Origin of the sequence: Serratia sp. 506_PEND (assembly GCF_001076875.1) — a bacterium.
In the GTDB taxonomy this organism is placed as follows: Bacteria; Pseudomonadota; Gammaproteobacteria; order Enterobacterales; family Enterobacteriaceae; genus Serratia; species Serratia marcescens.
Map to the genome: position 1 here is coordinate 1 of NZ_JVEL01000448.1, position 24159 is coordinate 24159.

General features: G+C 62.1%; 23 protein-coding genes. 17 read left to right on the plus strand and 6 right to left on the minus strand.

Features of this window, described 5'->3' with window-relative positions; genetic code table 11:
* From ADK28_RS17370 to ADK28_RS17385, 4 genes are all read left to right on the plus strand, one after another.
* Positions 1-420 (plus strand): alpha/beta fold hydrolase (locus ADK28_RS17370; RefSeq protein ID WP_048796250.1); only part of this gene is annotated, 420 nt, incomplete at its 5' end.
* A gap of 15 nt (positions 421-435) precedes the next feature.
* The gene (locus ADK28_RS17375) at positions 436-1188 is read left to right on the plus strand and encodes a maleate cis-trans isomerase family protein (protein ID WP_048796251.1); all 753 of its coding nucleotides are present in this window, start codon (positions 436-438) and stop codon (positions 1186-1188) included.
* A 9-nt stretch (positions 1189-1197) separates the two neighbouring features.
* The gene (locus tag ADK28_RS17380; protein WP_048796252.1) at positions 1198-1827 is read left to right on the plus strand and encodes an N-carbamoylsarcosine amidohydrolase; all 630 of its coding nucleotides are present in this window, start codon (positions 1198-1200) and stop codon (positions 1825-1827) included.
* 142 nt (positions 1828-1969) lie between these two features.
* Positions 1970-3280, plus strand: coding sequence for an MFS transporter (locus ADK28_RS17385; protein WP_016927840.1), 1311 nt, complete (start codon positions 1970-1972; stop codon positions 3278-3280).
* Positions 3281-3405: 125 nt separating this feature from the next.
* On the opposite strand, the gene ADK28_RS17390 is transcribed toward ADK28_RS17385, so the two are convergent.
* The gene (locus ADK28_RS17390) at positions 3406-4821 is read right to left on the minus strand and encodes an aldehyde dehydrogenase family protein (RefSeq protein WP_033640426.1); all 1416 of its coding nucleotides are present in this window, start codon (positions 4819-4821) and stop codon (positions 3406-3408) included.
* A 105-nt stretch (positions 4822-4926) separates the two neighbouring features.
* Here ADK28_RS17390 and ADK28_RS17395 point away from each other — a divergent pair, with 105 nt between their 5' ends.
* A complete protein-coding gene (locus ADK28_RS17395) occupies positions 4927-5823 on the plus strand; it encodes a LysR family transcriptional regulator (protein ID WP_025302737.1) in 897 nt (298 codons plus the stop codon).
* Positions 5824-5931: 108 nt separating this feature from the next.
* Here the strand turns inward: ADK28_RS17395 and dcp are convergent, their stop codons facing one another.
* A complete protein-coding gene (gene dcp / locus ADK28_RS17400) occupies positions 5932-8133 on the minus strand; it encodes a peptidyl-dipeptidase Dcp (RefSeq protein WP_048796253.1) in 2202 nt (733 codons plus the stop codon).
* Positions 8134-8239: 106 nt separating this feature from the next.
* Positions 8240-9154 (minus strand): LysR family transcriptional regulator, encoded by a 915-nt coding sequence (locus tag ADK28_RS17405; RefSeq protein ID WP_048796254.1) that lies wholly within the window; start codon positions 9152-9154, stop codon positions 8240-8242.
* A gap of 103 nt (positions 9155-9257) precedes the next feature.
* On the opposite strand from ADK28_RS17405, the gene ADK28_RS17410 reads away from it, so the two are divergent.
* Positions 9258-10424 (plus strand): MFS transporter, encoded by a 1167-nt coding sequence (locus tag ADK28_RS17410; RefSeq protein ID WP_048796255.1) that lies wholly within the window; start codon positions 9258-9260, stop codon positions 10422-10424.
* Here the strand turns inward: ADK28_RS17410 and guaD are convergent.
* Positions 10406-11722 (minus strand): guanine deaminase, encoded by a 1317-nt coding sequence (gene guaD / locus ADK28_RS17415; RefSeq protein ID WP_048796256.1) that lies wholly within the window; start codon positions 11720-11722, stop codon positions 10406-10408. The two genes, ADK28_RS17410 and guaD, sit on opposite strands and share 19 nt — an antisense overlap.
* A gap of 427 nt (positions 11723-12149) precedes the next feature.
* Here guaD and fecI point away from each other — a divergent pair, with 427 nt between their 5' ends.
* From fecI to ydfG, 5 genes are all read left to right on the plus strand, one after another.
* Positions 12150-12674: a ferric citrate uptake sigma factor FecI gene (gene fecI, locus ADK28_RS17420; protein ID WP_033640439.1), complete on the plus strand. Its 525-nt coding sequence runs from the start codon at positions 12150-12152 to the stop codon at positions 12672-12674.
* Positions 12671-13627 (plus strand): ferric citrate uptake sigma factor regulator FecR, encoded by a 957-nt coding sequence (gene fecR, locus ADK28_RS17425; RefSeq protein WP_048796257.1) that lies wholly within the window; start codon positions 12671-12673, stop codon positions 13625-13627. Before fecI ends, fecR begins: the two co-directional genes overlap by 4 nt.
* Before the next feature lie 114 nt (positions 13628-13741).
* Positions 13742-16093: a TonB-dependent Fe(3+) dicitrate receptor FecA gene (gene fecA / locus ADK28_RS17430; RefSeq protein WP_048796258.1), complete on the plus strand. Its 2352-nt coding sequence runs from the start codon at positions 13742-13744 to the stop codon at positions 16091-16093.
* 199 nt (positions 16094-16292) lie between these two features.
* Positions 16293-16814, plus strand: a complete 522-nt coding sequence (locus ADK28_RS17435; RefSeq protein WP_004938571.1) for a GNAT family N-acetyltransferase — start codon at positions 16293-16295, stop codon at positions 16812-16814.
* 125 nt (positions 16815-16939) lie between these two features.
* On the plus strand, positions 16940-17689 hold the full coding sequence (gene ydfG / locus ADK28_RS17440) for a bifunctional NADP-dependent 3-hydroxy acid dehydrogenase/3-hydroxypropionate dehydrogenase YdfG (RefSeq protein ID WP_048796259.1): 750 nt from the start codon (positions 16940-16942) through the stop codon (positions 17687-17689).
* Between the two features lie 36 nt (positions 17690-17725).
* Here the strand turns inward: ydfG and ADK28_RS17445 are convergent, their stop codons facing one another.
* On the minus strand, positions 17726-18052 hold the full coding sequence (locus ADK28_RS17445) for a YnfA family protein (RefSeq protein ID WP_048796260.1): 327 nt from the start codon (positions 18050-18052) through the stop codon (positions 17726-17728).
* Positions 18053-18200: 148 nt separating this feature from the next.
* Between ADK28_RS17445 and ADK28_RS17450 the strand changes: the two genes are divergently transcribed.
* Both ADK28_RS17450 and ADK28_RS17455 read left to right on the plus strand, forming a co-directional pair.
* The gene (locus ADK28_RS17450) at positions 18201-18569 is read left to right on the plus strand and encodes a DUF1283 family protein (protein ID WP_004938560.1); all 369 of its coding nucleotides are present in this window, start codon (positions 18201-18203) and stop codon (positions 18567-18569) included.
* A gap of 89 nt (positions 18570-18658) precedes the next feature.
* The gene (locus ADK28_RS17455; RefSeq protein WP_048796261.1) at positions 18659-18958 is read left to right on the plus strand and encodes a DUF1161 domain-containing protein; all 300 of its coding nucleotides are present in this window, start codon (positions 18659-18661) and stop codon (positions 18956-18958) included.
* A 56-nt stretch (positions 18959-19014) separates the two neighbouring features.
* Here ADK28_RS17455 and ADK28_RS17460 read toward each other — a convergent pair whose 3' ends face one another.
* On the minus strand, positions 19015-20502 hold the full coding sequence (locus tag ADK28_RS17460) for an MDR family MFS transporter (RefSeq protein ID WP_016927859.1): 1488 nt from the start codon (positions 20500-20502) through the stop codon (positions 19015-19017).
* A gap of 508 nt (positions 20503-21010) precedes the next feature.
* Here ADK28_RS17460 and ADK28_RS17465 point away from each other — a divergent pair.
* From ADK28_RS17465 to ADK28_RS17480, 4 genes are all read left to right on the plus strand, one after another.
* Positions 21011-21727 (plus strand): ABC transporter permease, encoded by a 717-nt coding sequence (locus tag ADK28_RS17465; RefSeq protein ID WP_004938551.1) that lies wholly within the window; start codon positions 21011-21013, stop codon positions 21725-21727.
* Between the two features lie 64 nt (positions 21728-21791).
* Positions 21792-22649, plus strand: coding sequence for a glycine betaine ABC transporter substrate-binding protein (locus ADK28_RS17470; RefSeq protein ID WP_227944616.1), 858 nt, complete (start codon positions 21792-21794; stop codon positions 22647-22649).
* A gap of 8 nt (positions 22650-22657) precedes the next feature.
* Positions 22658-23308 (plus strand): osmoprotectant ABC transporter permease OsmW, encoded by a 651-nt coding sequence (gene osmW / locus ADK28_RS17475; RefSeq protein ID WP_004938544.1) that lies wholly within the window; start codon positions 22658-22660, stop codon positions 23306-23308.
* Positions 23305-24159: ABC transporter ATP-binding protein (locus tag ADK28_RS17480; protein WP_048796262.1), on the plus strand; the 855-nt coding region annotated here is incomplete at its 3' end. The genes osmW and ADK28_RS17480, both read left to right, overlap by 4 nt.

A 24159-nucleotide genomic window follows, 5' to 3' on the forward strand; every position in this document is an offset into this window, starting at 1 on the left:
CCGCCGGTTTCCGGCCCCGGCCGCCGCGCCTATCCCGGCCAATGGCCGTGGTACGCCGACTCCATCCGGCAGTCGCTGCCGGGCATGAGCGCCGAGCAGATGCGCGCCTTTTGCCCAACCTGGAGCGAAGAACAGCGCCAGCTGCGCGCCGAGTGGCTGCATACCTGCTACGAGCCGGCGATCCAACGCGCCTACGACGATTTTCATCAGGTGGACAGCCACCGCGACTACCCGCAGCTGACCATGCCGACGCTGCTGATGGCCGCGGGCAAAGGCGGCGTCATTCAGCCCGAAGACCGGGCGGAGATCCGCGCGCTGCAGCCGGAGATCGCCATCGTCGAGGTCGAGAACGCCGGACACATGATCCCGTGGGACGATTTTGATGGCTTCTTCCGCGCCCTGGGCGATTTTCTGGATTAACTGAGGAACACCGACATGAGCAACCACTACCGCATCGGCCAGATCGTGCCCAGCTCCAACACCACGATGGAAACCGAGATCCCGGCGATGCTGGGCGCGCGCCAGCTGATACGCCCTGAGCGTTTCACCTTTCACTCCAGCCGCATGCGCATGAAACACGTCAATAAAGAAGAATTGGCGGCGATGGACGCCGAGTCCGATCGCTGCGCGCTGGAGCTGTCCGACGCGCGGGTCGACGTGCTCGGCTACGCCTGCCTGGTGGCCATCATGGCGATGGGGCTGGGTTACCACCGCGAATCGCAGGCCCGGCTGGCGCAGGTGACGAAAGACAATCAGGCCGCCGCGCCGGTCATCAGCAGCGCCGGCGCGCTGGTCAACGGCCTGAAGGTGATCGGCGCCAAACGCATCGCGCTGGTGGCGCCCTACATGAAACCGCTGACCCAACTGGTGGTGGACTACATCCAGCACGAAGGCATCGAGGTCAAGGTATGGCGCGCGCTGGAGATCCCGGACAACCTCGAGGTCGGCCGGCACGATCCGGCCAGGCTGCCGGGGATCGTCGCCGAGATGGACTTACGCGATGTCGATGCTATCGTGCTGTCCGCCTGCGTGCAGATGCCTTCGCTGCCGGCCGTCCCGACGGTGGAGGCCCAAACCGGCAAACCGGTGATCACCGCCGCCATCGCCACCACTTACGCGATGCTGACCGCGCTGGAGCTGGAGCCGATCGTCCCAGGCGCCGGCGCCCTGCTGTCCGGCGCCTATTGAGGAGGCAGAATGAACGACACCCTCAGTGACAACTATCGCGGCGTCTGGGGCCAGCGCATCGGCTTCGGCCGGCGCCCGGCGCTGCTGGCGATCGACTTTATGCAGGCCTACACCACCGAAGGCGCGCCGCTGTTCGCGCCGGGCGTAGTCAGCGCGGTCGAGGAAAGCCGCGAGCTGCTGGCCTGCGCGCGCCGCACGGGAATTCCGGTGATCCACACCCATATCCGCTATCATGCAGGCCATTTTGCCGATGGCGGCCTGTGGGTGAGGAAAGCGCCGGTGATGAAAGACATGGTGGCGGGCAACCCGCTGGCGGCGTTCTGCCCGCCGGTGGCGCCGCTGGCCGATGAGGTGGTGCTGAGCAAGCAATACGCCAGCGCCTTCTTCGGCACCGCGCTGGCGCCGCTGCTGGTGGCGCAAGGGATCGACACGCTGCTGATGATCGGCTGTTCCACCAGCGGCTGCATCCGCGCCAGCGCGGTGGATGCGGTGCAGCACGGCTTTCGCGCCATGGTGGTGCGCGAGTGCGTCGGCGATCGTCACCCCGGCCCGCACGAAGCCAACCTGTTCGACATCGACAGCAAATACGGCGATGTGGTGCACAAACAGGAGGCGCTCGACTACCTGAACCGGTTATGAGTCAACGATTCACCTGCAACGACAATAACGAAGGCGCAGACAGCGCCTCACGCGACCGCCCGAAACAGGGCGGCGCCCATGCAACGCAAACACAACAGGCGCCTCCTGCGGAGGCCAACACGCACCACCTGGAGACAACATCATGGCCATTGTCGACACCCCGCTGGCGGGGAAAGCGGACGCAGAATCGCTGCTGCTGTACCGCAAAATCACCTGGAAACTGATCCCGTTTCTTTGCCTGTGCTACCTGGCGGCCTACCTCGATCGCATCAACGTCGGGCTGGCCAAGCTGCAGATGGCCGACGCGCTGCAGCTGAGCGAAGCGGCCTTTGGTCTGGGCGCCGGGCTGTTCTTCGTCGGCTATATTCTGTTCGAGGTGCCGAGCAACCTGATCCTGCAGCGCGTCGGCGCCAAGATGTGGATCGCCCGCATCATGATCACCTGGGGGTTGCTGTCCACCGCCACCATGTTCGTCACCACGCCGACCCAGTTCTACGTCATTCGCTTTTTGCTCGGCGTGGCGGAGGCCGGTTTCCTGCCCGGCGTGCTCTTTTACCTGACGCTGTGGTTCCCGACCTATCGCCGCGGCCGCATCATCGCGCTGTTCATGATCGGCCTGCCGCTGTCCAGCGTGATCGGCGGGCCGCTCTCCGGCTGGATCATGGGCCATTTCGACATGCGCCACGGGCTGCACGGCTGGCAGTGGCTGTTTCTGCTGGAAGGCATTCCCAGCGTGCTGTTGGGCGTGTTGACCTTCTGGCTGTTGCCTAACACTTATCAGCAGGCCAAGTGGCTGACGCCCGAGGAGAAACAACGCATCGCCGACGATCTGGCGCGTGACGACGCCGAGGCCGATCACGGCAAGCACAGCTTCCGCGACGGCTTCTTCAACCTGAAGGTGTGGATGCTCGGCGGCATCGACTTCGCTATTCTGCTCAGCGCCTACGCCATGGGCTTTTGGATGCCGACCTTCATCAAAACCGCCGGCGTCACCGACATCACCACCATCGGCTATCTGACGGCGATCCCCAGCGTCGCCGCCCTGCTCGGCATGCTGCTGATCGGCAGCAGTTCCGACCGGCTGCGCGAACGGCGCTGGCATATCATCGTGCCGTTTATCATCGGCGCGTTGGCGATGGCCGGCAGCACCTTCTTTACTCACAACGCGCTGGCCACGGTGCTGCTGTTCTCCATCGCCCAGGCGGCGATCATCGGCGCGGTGCCGGTGTTCTTCAGCCTGCCGGCCACCTTCCTGCGCGGCACGGCGGCGGCGACCGGCTTCGCGCTGGCCTGTTCGCTGGCCAACATCGCCGGGCTGGTGAGCAATTCGCTGATGGGGCTGGCGCTGGATCTGACCGGCAAGAGCGGCGGCGCGCTCTGGGCCTTCGCCGGCTGCCTGCTGCTCAGCTCGCTGCTGGTGGTGGCCCTGCCGGCCAAGGTGGTGAACCGCTGAGCGTTAATAGAAAGGGAAAAGGCGCAAGACAATGACAATGATGATAAGGGACCGTTGTCTGCTTTGATTCTTGCGCCGTTTTCTCCCCATAACAGGGCATGTCAATAACGACGATGGGCTCTGGGTTACCCCACCAACAACGTTTTTGCTTCCAGATAAGCCTGCATCCCCCATTTGCCCATCTCGCGGCCCAGCCCGGACTGTTTGAAACCGCCAAACGGCGCTTTAGGTTCATGATCCAACGTGTTCACCAGAACACGCCCGGAGTCAATCTGCTGCGCCACCCGCACCCCGCGTTCGCGATCGCCGCTTAACACCAGCGCACTCAGCCCGTAGGCGGTGTCGTTGGCGATCGCAAGCGCTTCGGCCTCATTGTCGTAAGGGATGATCACCAGCACCGGACCAAAAATTTCTTCCCGGGCAATGCGCATCCGGTTATTGCCCGCAAATACCGTAGGCTTCACGCACCAGCCTTTATCCATACCCGATGGACGGCCAACGCCGCCAACCAACAATGTCGCCCCTTCTTCCTCGCCCAAGCGTATATAATCCTGCACCCGTTGCCACTGTTTTTGGCTCACCATCGGGCCGATTTCCGTATTTTCATCGCGCGGATCGCCCGACCGGACTTTGCCTACCGCGTCGGCAATCGCCTGTTCAAACTCCGCCTGACGGCTGCGCGGCACCAGAATTCGCGTGCCTGCAATGCAGGCCTGGCCGCTATTCATAAAACCGGCGGCAAGCGCCAAAGGCACGGCCTGCATGACATCCGCATCGTCCAGGATCAGCGTCGGCGATTTGCCCCCCAGTTCCAATGTCACCCGTTTCAGCGATTCTGCACCGCTTTCTACGATATGTTTGCCCACCGCCGTGGAACCGGTAAACGAGATCTTGGCAATATCGGGATGTCGATTAATGACCTCACCCACCACCTCGCCTCGCCCGGTGATAATGTTAAATACCCCGGCAGGAATGCCCGCGTCGTGCAACGCTTCGGTGATGACCCGCGTTTGCATCGCGCTCATTTCGCTGGGTTTGATCACCGCGGTGCACCCTGCCGCCATTGCCGTCGCCAGTTTGTTGCAGATAAATCCGGCATCGCTGTTCCAAGGCGTAATCAGCCCGGCGACGCCGACAGGCGTCATGATGACCTGCGCCTTACCCGCCTGTTCCGTAAACTCGAAATTTTCCAGCGCGTCGATCGCCTGAGCTATCGCGTCCGCCGGGTAACTGGCCATCCAGCGCCCACGAATTTTGGGCGCGCCATATTCCATCACGACAGCGTCCATCAGCGCATCTTCACGGGCCATAACCGCTTTGTGCATACGGCGCAATACGGCAAGGCGTTCCGCCTTACTGGTCTTGGACCAGTAAGGAAATGCGGCCTTGGCTGCGGCAATCGCCCGCTCGGCATCCACCTCGTCCGCCAGACGCACAGTGCCAATCACGTCTTCTGTCGCCGGGTTAAACAGCGTGAAGCGTTCTTCACCGTGGGGTGTCACGAATTCACCGTTGATATAAATGCTGTCAATTTTTTGCATGGTGTGCTCCACATGTTCCGATTAGTCAAACGAGTATAGAAACAGATGATCAATACGATAAGTGGGTCTATCCTGTACGAACTGTACCGATAATCGGGATAATCTATGCATCGCAGTGGACTGACAGAGTTGGAAGTCGTGTTGGCCGTAGCGCAGCGACAAAGCTTTCGCGCCGCCGCACGGCAATTAGGCATGTCGGCCACCGCCGTCAGCAATGCGGTGGCCGGGTTGGAAAGCCGCCTGAAAATACGTCTGTTTAACCGTTCGACCCGCAGTGTGGCGCTGACGCCGGCGGGCGCGCGTTATGTAGAACGAATCGCCCCCGCTCTGGCCGAGATTCGGCGTGCATCGGAAGAGATCGCCACCCAGCCCGACGCGCCAACCGGCACGCTGCGCATCAGCGCACCGCAGGAGTGCGTCTCCCTGCTCTACGAACCGTTGATCGAAACGTATTTGCGGCGTTACCCGCAAATGCGGCTCGATATCACCAGCGAATCAAGAATGGTGGACATTGTGGCGGAAGGTTACGACGCGGGGATCCGTTTGGCGGAGTCCGTCCCGCAGGACATGATCGCCGTGGAGCTAACGGGAGATATCCGCATGTTGGTGGTCGCTACACCAGACTATTTTGCTGAACATGGCATACCGCAATCGCCGGAGGATCTGTTACGGCACAAAAGCGTCGGGATGCGTATGTCACACGGGGGGATTTACCATTGGGAATTGGAACGCCACCAGCAGAAACTTCGAGTCAACGTACCGCCGCGCATTGTATTGAATGAAATGCGCGCCATTCATCGTGCCGCATTGAGCGGTGTGGGGATTGCCTTCGTTTCAGATTGGTTTGCCCGTGAAGATATCGCATCAGGCCGCCTTATTAGCGTACTGGACGAATGGTGCCCAGCTTTCGGCGGATTGCGTCTCTATTATCCCGGCAGACGACATGTGCCTCCGGGGCTCAAAGCATTTATCGATTTGGTGCATGAAATTCAGGCCAGGTAGCTTGTCTTCTCCCTGCCGACCAGAAAACGGCACCGCCAAACGTCGGAATGCGACCCGACATTTGGCGTGCCGTTGGTTTATTCACTCTCCTTGTTCATACCCTCGGGATTATTCGTCCTTCAGCCCGCGGTTGATCAGCATCGGTTCAATGCTCGGCTCTTTGCCGCGCCAGTCGATGTACAGCTTCTCCAGATCCTGGCTGTTGCCGCGCGACAGGATCATGTCACGGAAACGCTGGCCGTTTTCGGCGGTCAGGCCACCGTGCTCGGTGAACCACTGGAAGGCGTCGTCCGCCAGCATTTCCGTCCACAGATAGGCGTAGTAGCCCGCGGCGTAGCCGTTACCCCAGATGTGCTGGAAGTAGCTGGAACGGTAGCGCGGCGGCACATAGCTGAGATCCACCTTGTCTTTTTGCAGCGACTCGGCCTCGAACTTGTCCACGTCCTGCTGCGGCTGATCGGCGGTCAGCATGTGCCAGTGCATGTCCAGCAGCGCGGCGGACAGCAGCTCGGTCATACTGTAGCCCTTGTTGAACTTGTCGGCCTTCTTGATCTTGTCGACCAGTTCCTGCGGCATCGCCTCGCCGGTCTGGTAGTGCTTGGCGAAGTGGCTGAACACTTTCGGATCGCTGACCCAGTGCTCGTTGAACTGCGACGGGAACTCGACGAAATCGCGCGCGGTGTTGGTGCCCGACAGGCTCGGGTATTCCTGATCGGCGAACATGCCGTGCAGCGCGTGGCCGAACTCGTGGAACATCGTGATCACGTCGTCATACGACAGCAGCGCCGGCTGCCCCGGCGCCGGTTTGGTGAAGTTGGCGACGTTGTAGATCACCGGCTTGGTGCCGTTGAGCTTCGACTGATCGACGAAGTTGCTCATCCAGGCGCCGCCGCCCTTGTTGTCACGCTTGAAGTAGTCGGTGTAGAACAGCGCCAGCGATTTGCCGTCCTTGTCGAACACTTCATACACCTTAACGTCCGGCTGGTAGACCGGAATGTCCTTGCGTTCTTTGAAGCTGATGCCGTACAGCAGGTTGGCGGCGTAGAACACGCCGTTGTTCAGCACGTTGTTCAGCTCGAAGTAAGGTTTGATCTGCGATTCGTCCAGATCGTACTTGGCCTTGCGCACCTGTTCAGCATAGAACTGCCAGTCCCAGGCCTGCACCTTGAAGTCGCCTTTCTGCTGATCGATCACCGCCTGAATGTCTTTGGCTTCACGCTCGGCGCGCGCGGTGGCCGCCGGCACGATGTTGCGCATAAAGCTCAAGGCGGCATCCGGCGTTTTGGCCATCTGGTTTTGCAGCTTCCAGGCGGCGTAGTTCGGGTAGCCCAGCAGTTTGGCCTGCTCGGCGCGCACCTTGGCCAGACGGGAAATGGTCTGGCGGGTATCGTTGCCGTCCCCCTTCTCCGCACGCGTCCAGGAGGCGTCGAACAGCGCTTGGCGGGTGCCGCGATCTTTCAGGCTCTGCAGCAGCGGCTGCTGGGTGGTGTTCTGCAGCACCAACAGCCACTGTTTCTCCAGCTTGCGCTCGGCGGCCGCCTGCGCTGCCGCGGCCAGCTCACCTTCGGACAGACCGTCCAGCTTCGCCGGGTCGGTTATCGCCAGCGCGCCGTTTTTGCTCGCCGCCAGCAGTTTGTTGGTGAACTGGGTGCTCAGCGTCGCCGCTTCCTGGTTCAGCGCTTTCAGTTTGGCCTTGTCGGCGTCCGACAGGTTGGCGCCCGCCAGCTCGAAGTTTTTATAGGTGACTTCCACCAGCCGACGCGACTCCGGATCCAGCTTCAGCGCATCGCGATCTTGATAGATGGCCTTGATGCGCGCGAACAGCTTGCCGTTGAGCATGATGTCGTCGTTCAGCGCCGCCAGCTTCGGCGAGGTTTCTTCATCCAGCTTCTGCAGCGCGTCGCTGGTGTTGGCCGAGGTCATGGCGCCGAACACGTTCATCACCCGCGTCAGCAGCGAACCGGCCTGCTCCAGCGCCACAAAGGTATTCTTGAAGTTGGGCTTGGCCGGGTTGTTGGCGATCTTCTCCACCTCTTCCCGCTTTTGCTTCATGCCCGCTTCGATCGCCGGCGCGTAGTCGCTTTCCTTGATCAGGTTGAACGGCGGCGCCTGGAACGGCAGGCGGCTTTGATAGAAGAACGGATTCTGAGTCTTTTGCTTGTCGTGCTGATTGGCTTCACCGGTCACGGTAGCCTCCTTCGCCTGGCCGCTGGGCAGCGCGCTATGGTCGGCGTGAGGTTGGGTTTCTGCTGCCTGTGCCTGCGAGCCCAGCGCCATGCCGATCGCCAGCACCAATGTGGATAAACGCATCAAATCGAAACTCCTCCATGTTCACGGAATAAGGTCTCGGGGAATGGCTCCCTCAGAGTCATCACCTAGCTTAGGCGCAGTTGGCAGTTTGAGCAAAAACAAGTGATTAGAAGTTAACCGCCTCGCCGACCTGCTGTATCAGGAACGTCAGCAGCGCGCGCGTTTTGACTGGCAGATAGCGGCGGCCGGGATAAACGGCATACAGCTGCAGCGGCGCCGGCGGCAACGTCAGCGGCACCTCAACCAATCGCCCGTCGGCCAGAAACGGCCGGCAGCCGAGCTCGGAAAGCATGGCGAACCCCACGCCGGCCAAGGCCGCCTTCAGCGCCATCTCCCCGCTGTTGACGCGATAGCGCGCATTGACCGGGACGGTAACGAACTTGCCGTCCGGGCGGACGAACTGCCACGGCATCCCCTTTAGCGCATCCACCGTGCTGATACAGGGCGATTGCGTGAATTGCTCAATCTCCGACGACGGCGGCCACTGCGCCAGCAGCGCCGGGGCGGCCACCACGATGCAGGGGAAAGACGCCAGCGGCTGCGCGACATAGTCGCTGTCGTCCAGCATGGACCGGCTGATCATCACCGCCAGATCGACATCATCAAGCAGCGACGTCATACCCGCCAGGTTGGTTACGCAGCTGATTTCGATCTGCGGATGCTGCAGGGCGAACGCCGCCAGCGGCTCGCCCAACAGGTATGGCCCAACTTCATTGGGCACGCACAGGCGCAGCGGCCCGCGCAGCTGTTGCTGCCGCTCGCTGAGGGTTTGCGCGGTGTGTTCCAGCGACGCCAGCAGCGGCTGGGTGCGTTCATGCAGCAACTGGCCGTTCGGCGTCAGCCGCATCGAGCGGGTGCTGCGTTCGATCAACCGCTGCTCAAGCTGGCGCTCCAACTGAGAGATATAGCGGCTGACGTTGGAGGTTGGCATCGCCAGCGCCCGCGCCGCCCCGACGAAGCTGCCTTGCTCCACCACCGCCACGAAAATGCGTAACAGGTTTAAATCCAATTTATCGCGCATGATTATCCCTGATTTGATAACAAACCATGCCATTTCTACCATCTAATCCCGATCAACGCCAAGCGCTACACTGCCGGCCTGACTCTGCAACCCATGGATGCTTATGACACCCGCGAGAAAGCTGACGGCGATAGCGCTGGTCATCGCCTTTATTCAGTTCACCAATGCCCTGGAATACATGGTATTCAACCCGATATTCATCTACATGGCCGGCGATTTTTCCGTGCCCGTCAGCTTCGCCGGCTATGTCAGCGCGGCCTATACGCTGGCGGCGGTGATTTCCGGCATCGGCGCATTTTTCTGGATCGGCGGCGTTGAGAAACGGCGCTTTCTGATGCTCAACGTCACGCTGCTGGGCGTGACCACCTTATTGATCGCCACAACCCAGCAGTTTTACTGGTTGTTGGCGCTGCGGCTGCTGGCCGGGCTGTTGGGCGGCACTACGATGGGCGTCGGGATCGGCCTGCTGCTCAACGCCGCGCCTGCCGCGCTGCACGGCCGAATGCTGGCGACGGTGATCGCGTCCTTTTCGTTGGTGAGCATTGTCGGCATGCCGGGCATGCTGTACCTGTGCGAAGTGGCAAGCTGGCGCGCCGCGCTGGCGGCTATCGGCGGGCTGTGTCTGCTGGCGGCCGTATTGGTGGCGCTGTTTGTTCCCAAGGATGCGCCGCAGCCACAGGCTGCCGCGCCCGTCACGCTCGATCGCCGGCTGTTGCTGTTCGCCTCCGCCGCCGGCCTGACGCAGTTCAGCCCAATGCTGCTGATCCCGGTGCTGGCGCCGCTGCTCACCCAGCGGTTACAGGTGGCAGACGCGCATTTGTCCTGGCTATTTCTCATCGGCGGCGTGGCTGGTTATCTGGCGACCGTGCTGGCGGGCCGCTGGCTGCAACGCGTTGGCGCCGTGACGCTGACGGTGGGCGCCACGCTGTTGCTGCTGGGCAGCCTGTGGCTGGCGGCGCGCGGTGGCGATCGCGGTGAACTGTTCATGGTCGCGTTTCTCGCGGCGGCCTATGCGCGGCTGGTGGCGATCTCTTCCCTGAGCATGCGCTGGCCGGACAATCGGCAACGCGCCGCCTTCGGCACGCTGCAAACCGCCCTGATACACCTGAGCGCCACGGTGGCCTTCTTGCTCTCCTCCACGCTGCTGAGCGGCGGCCTCACCCCGCTCAGTTTGCAACGTCTGTTATGGCTGTGTGCGCTGAGCGCCGTCGCCATCGCGCCGCTCAGCATTTGGCTGCAGGCGCGGCTGCGTCAGCGCGACGCCTCATAAACCACCTTACCATTCACATAGGTGCGATAAATGTTACGATCGTCTCCCAGGGTCATCAGTACGAACCCTTGCTCCGCAGACGTGGCGCTGTTGGCGTAGCGCAACTGCTGCAGCGGCGTGACCGCCGGATCGAGCACCACGAAATCCGCCTCTTTGCCGACGTTGAAGTTGCCGATTTTGTCGTCCAGCGACAGCGCGCGGGCGCCGCCCAGGGTGGCGTGGTAGAACGCTTCTACGGCGGAGAGCCGGTAATGCTGCAGCTGGCCGACCTTGTACGCCTCACCCAGCGTGCGCAGCATATTGAAGGTGGTGCCGGCCCCCACATCGGTGCCGATGCCGAGCCTCACCCGCTTGCGCCAGGCCTGCTGCAGGTCAAACAGCCCGCTGCCGAGAAACAGATTGGAGGTGGGGCAAAAGGCGATTGCCGAGCGGGTCTCGCACAGGCAGTCCCACTCCTGCTCCTCCAGATGCAGGCAGTGGGCGAACACGCTTTTATCGCCGGTCATGCCGTAGCGGTGGTAAACGTCCAGATAGCTTTGGCTCTGCGGGAACAGCGCTTTTACCCAGGCCACTTCCTGCGAATTCTCGCTCAGGTGCGTCTGCAGCCAAACGTCGGGATATTCTTCACGCAGCCGCTGCACCTGCGCCAGCAGCGCCGGCGTACTGGTGGGCGCAAAGCGCGGCGTAATGGCGTAACCGAGGCGGCCTTTGCCGTGCCAACGTTCGATCAGTTCGCGCGTCTGGCGGTAACTCTGCGCCGGCGTTTCCAGCAGCGCCTCCGGCGCATGGCGATCCATCATCACCTTGCCGGCGATCAGGCGCATGTTCAGCGCTGCCGCCTGGCTGAACAGCGCATCGACCGACCGCGGATGCACGGTGCCGAACACCAGCGCGGTGGTGGTGCCGTTACTCAGCAACTCCCGCAGAAAGAAGGCCGACATCGCGTCGGCGTGCTGCCCACAGTCGTAACGGCTTTCGGTCGGGAAGGTGTAATTGTTTAACCAGTCCAGCAGTTGATCGCCATAGGCGCCAATCATTTCGGTTTGCGGATAGTGGATGTGGGTGTCGATAAACCCCGGCACGATCAGTTTGTCGCGATACTCCGTGACCGTGAAACCCGGCGGCAGCAGCGCCTCGCCCTGCCGCCAGCTGCCGAACCAGACGATGACGCCGTCGTTCAGCAGCAGTAAACCGTCGGCAATATGCCGCAAGCGTTCCTCAAGCTGTTGCGGCGCCTCCACACAGGCTGAGATATCAAAAAAATTGCCACGAATAGCCGTGGTGAATTGCAGTGCCATTATTTTCTTCCTTGTCGCGACCGGCCCACCTCACCCGCGTAATAACCTGCGCCGATGAAACAATGCCTTTGTCGCCCAAACGCCAAGACCGGCTTAAGCATAGCAAGCCGCGTGCCAGCTGACGGCGTAAAATAAATTACCACTTAAAAAACAAAGTGATATTAATTAACCAAGGGGAGTTGACCGGCAAAAAAGAATAAAGCAAACGTCGCTCTTCGCCGGCAGTTCAATAGCAACCGTTTGCCTGCAAAAATAACACCGCGCCGCTGCACCTTGAATGGGCAAGCGAATATCTTCACGGCGCACGGTTTATTTTCAACACCGCGCCAAGGGGTTGAATCTCGGCCTGAGGACAACAACCAAACTTGAAACGATAACTATTCTCAATTATCATCCGCGCATCTTTTTGACCAGCAATGCGAAAATCATGTCCGCCACCGCTTCTGCCCCGCACGCCGCGCTGTCGCGCCTCTACGCCACCCATCACGCCTGGTTGCAGGGATGGCTGCGCCGGCGCTTGGGCTGCGCGTTCGATGCGGACGATGTGGCGCAGGACACCTTTATGCGCCTGCTGAAAGGCGACGCCGCGGCGACCCTGCGCGAGCCGAAAGATTTTCTGGTCACTGTCGCCAAGCGGGTGATGGTCGATCTGTTCCGCCGCAGAACGCTGGAGCGCGCCTATCTGGAGATGCTGGCGCTGATCCCGGAAGGCTACGCCCCGTCGCCGGAGCAGCGCCAGAGCCTGCTGGACAGCCTGCAGCAGATCGACGCCATGCTCGACGGCCTGGGGCCGAAGGTAAAACAGGCCTTTCTGTTGTCGCAGCTCGAAGGCCTGGGCTATGCGGACATCGCCGCGCGCCTCGGCGTGTCGGTCAGCTCGGTTAAAAAATACATGGCCAAAGCCACCGAGCATTGCCTGCTGTTCAGCCTCGAAAACGACGTTTATTCATGAGCAACGCCATCACCCCCGAGCAGCGCCAGGCGCTGAAAATGGCCGCACACTGGTATGCCCTGCTGTGCGACGAGCGCGTCACCGAACGCCAGCGCCAACAGTGGCAAGCCTGGCACCAGCAGCATGACGATCACCGCTGGGCCTGGCAGCGCGTCGAAGCGTTGCAGAGCCAGCTGCAGGGCGTGCCGGGCAAATTCAGCTATCGCGCGCTCGATCGCGCCGGCCGCCAATCCGCGATCGATCGCCGCACCCTGCTGAAAAGCCTGCTGCTGTTGCTCGGCGTGGGCGGCGGCGGCCTCCTTTACCAGTCGCCGCTCGGCCGGGAGCTGCGCGCCGACTACCGCACCGCCACCGGTGAAATCAAACCCATTGTGTTAAGCGACGGCACCCAACTGGTGCTGAACACCGCCAGCGCGGTGGACGTGCATTACGACGATCGCCAACGGCTGATCCGCCTGCACGCCGGGGAAATCAGCCTGGTTACCGGACGCGATCCCCGGCCGCTGTGGGTGCAAAGCCCGCAGGGGGCGATGCGCGCGCTCGGCACCCGTTTTTTGGTGCGCGAGAGCGACGGCGAAACGCGCCTGACAGTGCTGGAGCATGCGGTCGAGGCGCAGCTGGCGCAAAACGCGCAACAACAGCGCCGGGTGAACGCCGGTGAACAGATCAGCTTCAGCGCGACGGCCTTCGGCGATAAACACCCCGCCGCGCAGGAGGACGGCTGGCTGCGCGGCGTGCTGAGCGTCAGCCAGTGGCGGCTGGACCGGGTGATCGCCGAACTGGCGCGCTACCGGCGCGGCCATCTGAGTTGCGATCCGGCCGTTGCCGGCCTGCGCGTCAGCGGCAGTTTCCCGCTCAACGATACCGATCGCGCCCTCGCCCTGCTCAGCCAGACGCTGCCGGTTCACCTGCAGAGCTTTACCCGCTATTGGCTGCAAATCGTCCCCGCCTGAATTTTTTAAATGAAAATGATAAAAAATCGCATTCTTGATTGTCCCTTTTGCTTTGCTCATCCGACTCCCAGGAAAACACTGCAGCAATAAATAAAAAATGATTCAGGAGAAGGTATGAACAACGCTTGGGGAAAGGTCGCTCCGGCTTCGCTTTGGGGAAAACGGGCCACGCCGCTGGCCGTGGCCATTGGCCTGGTCTTCGCCGCACCGCTGACGGCGAGCGCCGCCAGCGCCGCTGCCACCTATCACATTCCGGCCGGTGAGCTGGACGGCGCGCTGAACGCTTTCGCCGCTCGCGCCGGCATCGCGCTCTCGGTGGACGGCGCGTTGACCGCCGGCAAACGTTCGCCGGGCCTGAGCGGCAGCTACGGCGTCGATGACGGCCTGAACGCCCTGCTGGCCGGCAGCGGCCTGCAGGCTAAAGCGCTCGGCAATAACGGCTACACGCTGGCCAAACTGCCGCAGCCGCAGAAGGAAGAGGACATCACCGTGGTCGGCGACTGGCTGGCGGAAGGCCGCCAGATCGACGTGTTCGAACACCCCGGCGCGCGCGACGTCGTGCGCCGCAAAGAGTTCGTCAAAACCGGCACCACCACCGTGCGCGAAGCGTTGAACCGCGTGCCGGGCGTGGTGGCGCCGGAGAACAACGGCACCGGCAGCCATGACATGGCGCTGAACTTCGGCATTCGCGGCCTCAACCCGCGCCTCGCCAGCCGCTCCACCGTGTTGATGGACGGCATCCCGGTGCCCTTCGCCCCTTACGGCCAGCCGCAGCTGTCGCTGGCGCCAATCTCGCTCGGCAATATGGATGCGATCGACGTGGTGCGCGGCGGCGGCGCAGTGCGCTACGGGCCACAGAGCGTCGGCGGCGTGGTTAACTTCGTCACCCGCGCCATCCCGAAAACCTTCGGCATGGAGGCCGGCATGCAGGGGCAACTCAGCCCGACCTCCCGCCAGGATCACCCGAAAGGCACCGGCAACCTGATGATCGGCGGCACCGCCGACAACGGCCTCGGCGCGGCGCTGCTCTACTCCGGCACCCGCGGCAGCGACTGGCGCGAGCACAGTGCGACCAAAATCGACGACGTGATGCTGAAAAGCCGTTACGCGCCGAACGAGGTGCACACCTTCAACAGCCTGCTGCAATACTACGAAGGCGAAGCGGAGATGCCGGGCGGCCTGAGCCGGGCGGACTACAACGCCAACCCGTTCCAGTCGACGCGCCCGTACGACAAGTTCTGGGGCCGCCGCCAGTTGGCGAACTTCGGCTACCAGTATCAGCCGGATCGGCAGCACAAGTTCGACGTGCAGAGCTTCTACACCTATACCCTGCGCAGCGGCTATCTGGATCAGGGTAAAAACCTGACGCTGTCGCCGCGCGAATACTGGGTGCGCGGCGTGGAACCGCGCTACAGCCAGAGCTTCCGCTGGGGCGATTCGGCGCATGAGGTCGGCGTCGGCTACCGCTACGTCAGCGAATCCACCCACGAACTGCGCTACACCAGCAAAGCCAGCACCGGCAGGCTGCCGTCCACCGCCAGCCCATACGATCGCGACACCCAGTCCGGCACCGAGGCGCACGCCTTCTATATCGACGATCGCATCGACATCGGCGACTGGACCCTCACGCCGGGCATGCGCTACGAGTACATCAAGTCGTATCAGAACAACTACATCAAGAACAACCGCCTCGACGTCAGCTATAACGCGCCGCTGCCGGCGTTGAACGTGATGTATCACCTGAACGAATACTGGAACCTGTACGCCAACACCGAAGGCTCCTTCGGCACCGTGCAATACAGCCAGATGGGCAAAGCGGTCGACAGCGGCAAGATTGAACCGGAGAAGGCGCGCACCTGGGAGCTGGGCACCCGCTACGCCGGCGATGCGCTGACCGGCGAGATCGGGCTGTTCCTGATCAACTTCAACAACCAGTACGACTCCAACCAGGTGACCGACAGCGTGACCGCGCGCGGCAAAACCCGCCATGCCGGGCTGGAAGGCAGCCTGCGTTACGATCTGTCGCAGCTGACGCCGAAACTGGACGACCTGACCGCCTACGCCAGCTACGCCTACGTCAACGCCACCATCCGCGAAGACGGCGGCTACAAGGGCAACCAGGTGCCGTTCTCGCCGAAGCATAAAGGCACCCTGGGGTTGGACTACACGCCGGGCAACTGGGCGTTTAATCTTAACGGCGAGTTCCAGTCCAGCCAGTTCGCCGACAACGCCAACACCGTGGCGGAAAGCGCCGACGGCAGCACCGGCCGCATTCCCGGCTATATGCTGTGGGGCGTGCGCGCCGCCTATGATTTCGGCCCGGAAATGGCTGGCCTGAATCTGGGCGTTGGCGTGAAAAATCTGTTCAACCACGCGTATTTCACCCGCGCCTATGACGACAACAACAAAGGTCTGTACATCGGCCAGCCGCGCACGATCTATCTGCAAGGTTCGGTGAAGTTCTGACCCTCCGCGGCGGGCGCGGTTAACCGTGCCCGCCGTCTTTCCCCTCAACGTGACGACGTCACATAAAGCCGTTCCTCCGCGCCGCCGCAGCGGCGAAAAAGAAGTCGCTTCTGCCGCCAATGCGCGTAATATCAACGATCCGCCCCGATTTACCGGCGCGGATTTTTTGCCGTTATGGCCTGAAAAGCGAGGGAATAAGATGAATCACAATGACCTTTCTCAGTGCCGCGTTGACACCGACCGTTTGTTGATTGCCCCCTTTACCGCAGCAGACGCCGACGATGTTTACCAGGCGATCACCCCCACTCTGACGCGCTTTATGACCTTTGAACCGGAGGCGTCGCCGGAGGATTTCGCCAACGTCTGGCAAGGCTGGCTGCCGTTGATGCGCGAAGGTGAAGAAGTGATCTTCGTCGCCCGTCGGCGCGAAGACCGGCAGTTCGTCGGGGTCGGCGGCGCGCATAATTTGCGCAGCCACACCCCGGAGCTGGGCATCTGGGTAAAAGAGAGCCTGCATGGTCAGGGCTACGGCCGCGAAATCGTGCAGGGCATCGCGCGCTGGGCCAGCGAGCGCTTTCAGCCGCCGCACTTTCTCTACCCGGTGGCCGAGCAGAATACCGCCAGCCGCCGCCTCGTCGAGTCGCTGGGCGGCGTGCTGGCCGGCCGTTGCGAGCGCATCAAGTATGACGCCGTGGTCTACCACCTGCCGCCTCAGCGCTAATCAGCATCGGGCCGCCGGCCCGGTGTGACCTTTTTTGCTTTCCGCCGTGATAACCGCTGCCACTGCCTGCGGGTTTGTGCTAATGATAGAGGCATGTAGGGTAAAAACAGTTGAGGAACAGCAACATGATTATTTTTGTTACCGGCGCCACCTCCGGTTTCGGCGAGGCCATTGCGCGCCGTTTTATCCGTGAAGGCCACCAGGTGATCGCCGCCGGGCGCCGCCTTGAGCGTCTCGAAGAGCTACAAGAAGAACTGGGCGAAGCGCTGCACATCGTGCGGCTCGACGTGCGCAACCGCGCCGCCATTCAACAGGCGATCGAGGCACTGCCGGCCGAGCTGAGTCAAATTGACGTGCTGGTGAACAACGCCGGGCTGGCGTTGGGGCTGGAGCCGGCGCACAAGGCCAACGCCGATGACTGGGAAACCATGATCGACACCAACGCCAAGGGGCTGGTGAACATGACCCGCGCGCTGTTGCCGGCCATGGTCGAGCGCAACGTCGGCCATGTGATCAACATCGGCTCCACCGCCGCCAACTGGCCTTACGCCGGCGGCAACGTGTACGGCGCCACCAAGGCGTTCGTCAAACAGTTCAGCCTGGGCCTGCGCGCCGATCTGCACGGCACGCGCATTCGCGTGACCGATATCGAGCCGGGCCTGGTGGGCGGCACCGAATTCTCCAACGTGCGATTCAAGGGCGATGACGGCAAGGTCAACAAAACCTACGAAGGCGCCGATGCGCTGACGCCGGAAGACATCGCCGAGTCGGTGTTCTGGGTCGCGACGTTGCCGGCGCGCGTCAACATCAACACGCTGGAAATGATGCCGGTCAGCCAGTCCTTCGCCGGGCTGAACATCCACCGCGGCGCCTGAGCCGCGACGGCGGGAGGCGACTCCCGCCGCGTTTCCTCAGGCCGCGCGCCAGCCGGAAACGATAATCAGCATGCCCGCCAGCGCCACGCCGGCGCCGATCCAATCCAGCGCAGACAGCTTGACCCCGTCCACCACCCGCAGCCACAGCAGCGCGGTCGCCACATACACACCGCCGTAGGCCGCATAGACCCGCCCGCTGGCAGCCGGATGCAGCGTCAATAGCCAGACAAACAGCATCAGGCTCAATGCCGCCGGCAGCAGCAGCCAGGCGCCGCCCTGCTTCTTGAGCCACAGGTAAGGCAGGAAACAGCCGATAATTTCAGCCAGGGCGGTGGCGAAAAACAACAGCGTAGTTTTTAACATCGGTCGCAGTTTTCTCTCGATAAAGTAAACGAATCGGCGCTTGGCTGGTGAATTCCAGGAGCGCGGTGGTATATTTATCACCACGCCTGCGGGCGAGGTAACGCCAGTGCCGCCATCATCAGGCGCACTCACTCATAAGGATGAAACGATGAAAACATTTTCGACCCAACGACTGCTGCGCGGGATGCTGCCGGTCGCCATGCTGGCCGTCATGGGCGCCTGGCAGGCGCCGGCGCTGGCCGCCACCTGCACGCAGGGCAGCACCTGCGTCACCGTCGATGGCAAAGGCAGCGGCGCGATGAGCACCGAAGAAGCGCGCCAAAGCAAAGAGCAGTGGAATGATACCAAATCCCTGCGCCACAAGGTCAACACCCGCGTCGAGAAAGAGTTCGACAAGGCCGATCGCGCGGCGGATGACGAAGACCGCTGCAACGACAGCAACAACGTCAACGCCTACTGGGAACCGGACACCCGTAAATGTCTGGATCGCCAGACCGGGCGTCGGATTAATCCTTAATCCGCCTGCGGCGGGCGGGCATGCGTGAAACCCGGCCGCCGTTGCTGCTATCCTGTTACAGGAAGTTCATTGTCTAAAAGGATGACGTGATGAAGAAAACGCTGATATTAACCGCTGTATTGCTGGCCGGCGCCCCATTGGCGGCCCTGGCCTCCTGTGAAAGCGTGAAAGCGGACATTTCGCAAAAAATCGTCAATAACGGCGTTCCGGAGTCCGGCTTCAAACTGGAGATCGTGCCTAACGATCAGGCCGATCAAGCGGGCGGCCAGGTGGTCGGCCACTGCGAAAACGACACCCAGAAGATCGTTTATACCCGCCTGAACAATGGCGACGATAGTGGTGACGCGGCGCAGACCGGCACCAGCCAGGACACCTTCAACGCGCAGTAAGCCGCATCGGCTACCCAGGGCGCGCAACAGCCGCGCCCTTTCCTTTTCATTTTCCTTTACGCCTGCTCCGCCTCTTCCTCTTCGCCTTGCGGCCGACAACGCGCCGGGATCAGCATCGCCGCCGCCAGCGCCAGCAACGACACCAACGCCGACACCAGGAACACCCAATGCAGCGAAGCCGCCACCTGCTGGATAAGCTGCGCCAGCGCCTCGCTCCCCATGCTCTGGCGCACCGCCGGCTCCATCAGACGCTGCACCGGATCGTCAATTTCCGGCAAACGCCACTGCAGGTTGAGGTTCAGCGTGGCGCCCAAAATCGCGGTGCCGATGGCCGAGCCCACCATACGGGTAAATACCGTACAGGCGGTGGCAATGCCGCGAATGCTGTAATGCGCCGCGTTCTGCACCGACACTAAAAACGTCGTGTTGCACAATCCCATGCCGGCGCCGACCATAAACGCCGCCACCCGGCCCCACAGCAGACCGCCGTTCGGCTGCAACATCAGCAGGATCAGGCCGCCTGCCACCAACAGCAGTGCGCCCAGCAGCGCCGTGGCGCGATACGAAGTCATCAGCATCAAACGGCCGCTCAGCGTGCTGGCCAACGGCCAACCAATCGACATCAGCGCCAGCGTGGTGCCCGCCTCCAGCGGTGAGCCCCCCATCACGCCCTGAATGAAGGTCGGCAGAAAGGCGCTGATGCCCATCATCGCCGCGCCAATCACCAGCCCGCCGATGTTGCCGGCGACGATCACCCGGCTTTGCCACAGCGCCAACGGGAACAGCGGTTCGACCGCGCGCCGCTCCTGACGTATCAACAGCGCCAGCGACGCCGCCGCCAGCGCCAACAACGGCGCCACCCACCATCCGAGGCTTTCCATCTGCAACAGCGCCAGCAGCAGCGCCGAAACGAACAGCGTCAGCCAGGCGGTGCCCGCCAGATCCAGCGCGTGCCGCCGCAGTTGCTGATGCGCCGGCAGATAGCGCCAGAGGAAGAACATCGCCAACAGGCCGATCGGCAGGTTGACCCAGAACACCAGCGCCCACGGCAGGTGTTGCACGATAAACGCGCCCAGCAGCGGGCCGATGATCGCCGATACGCCCCACACGCTCGACAGGTAGCCCATCACCTTCGGCCGTTCGGTGGCGCTGTAGATATCACCGATGATGGTGGACGCGATCGGCATGATGGCGCCGGCGCCCAATCCCTGCAATAAGCGGAAGCCGATCAGCCAATACATGTCGGGGGCGAAGCCGCACAGCACCGATCCCAGCAGGAACAGCGTCGCGCCGAAGAAGAACACCCGCTTGCGGCCGTAGAGATCCGCCAGCCGGCCGTAGATGGGAATGGTGATCGCCTGCGCCAGCAAATAGACCGCGAACACCCAGCCCAGCAGCGAGAAGCCGCCGAGATCGCCGATGATGGTCGGCATGGCGGTGGCGACGATGGTGGCTTCGATCGCCGACATGAACATCGCCAGCATGCAGGCGATCAGGATCAGCGGGCGATGGGCAATGGGTGCGGGTGAAACGTTATTTGTCATGGCGTTATGCAGGCTTCCTGGCGTTTTTATTTTCCCTGAGTATATCAGCAAGCGCCTGCGCCAAGTCTATCCGCCCTCACATCCCGCCGTTGCCGATAGCGAATCGCACCATTTGGACTAACTGTTACGGCGTAACGTTTTTCCGCGATTTTTTTTCACTTTACGCGCATCCCAGCGCTGACGCGGGCTGCGGCGCCAATACGGGCAAACTCAATCAGCTGATTTTGCTCATAAAACTTGGCACGGTCAACGACAGGGTGCTATACCTTCCCTAGCCGGCGCCTTTGGGCCTCGTGCTTTCTCGGGTTTAAATATCAGTATCTTATGCTGATTAACTCACGTATTGAGCCTACGTTCAGCACGCTGTGCCGAACGCACCCTTCGCTCAATGTCGCTAACCTCATGCGAAACGCCCGTTTTGTACCGCCACGCCCGCCGGGCCGTGGGTAACAATCAGAGCGGAATGCGCCGCCTATCGGCCGCTCCGCGCAACGGAGGACGCAACATCATGCACAAGTCAGCGCCATACCGGCGCCTGCTCCTCGGGAGCCTGTTGTTTATCGCCGTCATCGCGCTGCTGGTTTACGGCATCGGTTGGGAAACCCTCAAGTCGCGCCGGGAAGATTTGATCTACCTCGGCCAGCAACACATGTTCCTGGTGGTGTGTTCCATGCTGCTGTCGCTGCTGGTCGGCATTCCCAGCGGCATCCTGCTGAGCCGCCCTTTCGCCCGCCGCTGGGCGGAGCACGTGATGCAGATCTTTAACGTCGGCAACACCCTGCCGCCGCTGGCGGTGCTGGCGCTGGCGATGGTGATCATCGGCATCGGCGACCGGCCGGCGGTGGTGGCGTTGTTCCTCGCCTCGCTGCTGCCTATCGTGCGCAATACCTATGCCGGCCTGCGTTCGGTGCCGCCGGCGCTGGTCGAGGCCGCCAACGGTATTGGCATGACCGCCGGACAGCGGCTGCGCCAGGTCGAACTGCCCAACGCCCTGCCGGTGATCTTCGCCGGGGTGCGCATCGCGATGGCGATTAACGTCGGCACCGCGCCGCTGGCGTTTTTGATCGGCGCCAGCAGCTACGGCGAGCTAATTTTCCCCGGCATCTACCTGAACGACTTTCCGACGCTGATCCTCGGCGCCGCCGCCACCGCGCTGATCGCCCTGCTGCTCGATCTGGCGCTGGCCGGTCTCGGTCGCCGGCTCAGCCCGCACACCGCATCCTGATGGGAGAAACGCGATGACTCGATGGTTACAACCCCTCCGCCACGCGCTGCTGTTCTCCTTGCTGATGACCGGTGCGGCCGCCTGGGCCGCCCCGCTGACGCTGGCGAGCAAGAACTTTACCGAACAGCGCATTCTGTCGGCGATCACCGTGCAATACCTGCGGGCCAAAGGTTTTCAGGTCGAACCCAAAACCAATCTGGCTACGGTGATCACCCGCAACGCGATGATCAACAAACAGATCGACATGACCTGGGAATACACCGGCACCTCGCTGATCATCTTTAACCACATCAATAAGCGCATGTCGCCGCAGGAAACCTACGACACGGTGAAAAAGCTCGACGCCAAACTCGGCCTGGTGTGGCTGCAGCCGGCGGACATGAACAACACCTATGCCTTCGCCATGCAGCGCCGGCGCGCGGAAAAAGAGCAGATCCGCACGATGTCGCAGCTGGTGGCCAAAGTGGAACAGGTGCGTAAAACCGATCCGAAACACAACTGGCTGCTGGGGCTGGATCTGGAGTTCGCCGGCCGTTCGGACGGTCTGAAACCGATGCAGGCGCTGTACGACATGCCGCTGGATCGCCCGCAAATCCGCCAGATGGACCCCGGCCTGGTCTACAACGCCATCCGCGACGGCTTCGTCGACGCCGGGCTGGTGTACACCACCGACGGCCGGGTGAAAGGCTTCGATCTGCAGGTGCTGGAAGACGACAAAGGCTATTTCCCGAGCTATGCGGTCACGCCGGTGGTGCGCGCCGACGTGTTGCAAAACACGCCGGGGCTGGAAGCGGCGCTGAACACGCTGTCGAAACAGTTCAACAATCAGGTGATCACCGAGCTTAACGCCAAGGTGGATATCGACTACCAGACGCCGCAACAGGTCGCCGACGCGTTCCTCAAGCAGCGCGGCCTGATTTAGGAGGCATGATGAATACCTTACTTTACGCCTGGCAAAACTGGGCCTATATCGCCGGATTGACGCTGGAACACCTGCTGCTGGTCGGCATCGCCGTCGGCCTGGCGATCCTGATCGGCGTGCCGCTCGGCGTGCTGATCGTCCGCCACAAATGGCTGGCGACGCCGGTGCTGAGCCTGGCCACGCTGGTGCTGACCGTGCCCTCCATCGCTCTGTTCGGGCTGATGATCCCGCTGTTTTCCTTAATCGGCCACGGCATTGGCTACGTACCGGCGATCACCGCGGTGTTCCTCTACTCGCTGCTGCCGATCGTGCGCAATACCCACACCGCGCTCGACAACCTGCCCGGCGGGCTGCGCGAAGCCGGCCGCGGCATCGGCATGACGTTCTGGCAACGCCTGCGCTGGGTGGAGATCCCGGTGGCGCTGCCGGTCATTTTCGGCGGCATTCGCACCGCCGTGGTGATGAATATCGGCGTGATGGCGATCGCCGCGGTGATCGGCGCCGGCGGCCTCGGCCTGCTGCTGCTCAACGGCATCAGCAGCAGCGACATTCGCCAGTTGATTACCGGAGCCGTGATGATCAGCCTGCTGGCGATCGTCCTCGATTGGTTATTGCACCGCTTGCAAATTGCGCTCACGCCCAAGGGGATCCGCTCATGATTAAATTGGAAAATCTGACCAAACAGTTCATGCAGAAGAACGGCACACCGTTCAACGCCGTCGACAACATCAATCTGGACGTGCCGGAAGGCGAAATCTGCGTGCTGCTCGGCCCTTCCGGCTGCGGCAAAACCACCACGCTGAAGATGATCAACCGCCTGATCGAACCCACCGGCGGCACCATTCTGATCAACGGCGAAGACACCAGCGCGCTGGATACTGTCAGCCTGCGCCGCAAAATCGGCTACGTCATCCAGCAGATCGGTCTGTTCCCCAACATGACCATCGAGGAGAACATCACCGTAGTGCCGCGCATGCTGGGCTGGGACAAAAAACGCTGCCACGATCGCGCCGAGGAGCTGATGAGCATGGTGGCGCTGGATCCCAAGCGCTTTTTGCACCGCTACCCGAAAGAGATGTCCGGCGGGCAGCAGCAGCGCATCGGCGTGATCCGCGCGCTGGCGGCCGATCCGCCGGTGCTGCTGATGGATGAACCCTTCGGCGCGGTGGATCCGATCAACCGCGAAACCATCCAAAACGAGTTTCTCGACATGCAGCGTCAGCTGAAGAAGACCGTGATGCTGGTCAGCCACGACATCGACGAAGCGCTGAAGCTCGGCGATCGCATCGCGGTGTTCCGCCAGGGCAAGATCGTGCAGAACGCCAGCGCCGATGAGCTGCTGGCGCGCCCGGCGAACGACTTCGTCGCCTCCTTTGTCGGCCAGGATCGCACGCTGAAGCGCCTGCTGCTGGTGCAGGCCGGCGACGTGGCCGATCAACAGGAAACGGTGACGGTGCGGCGGGAGACGCCGCTAGTGGAGGCGTTCGGGCTGATGGACGATATCGACGCC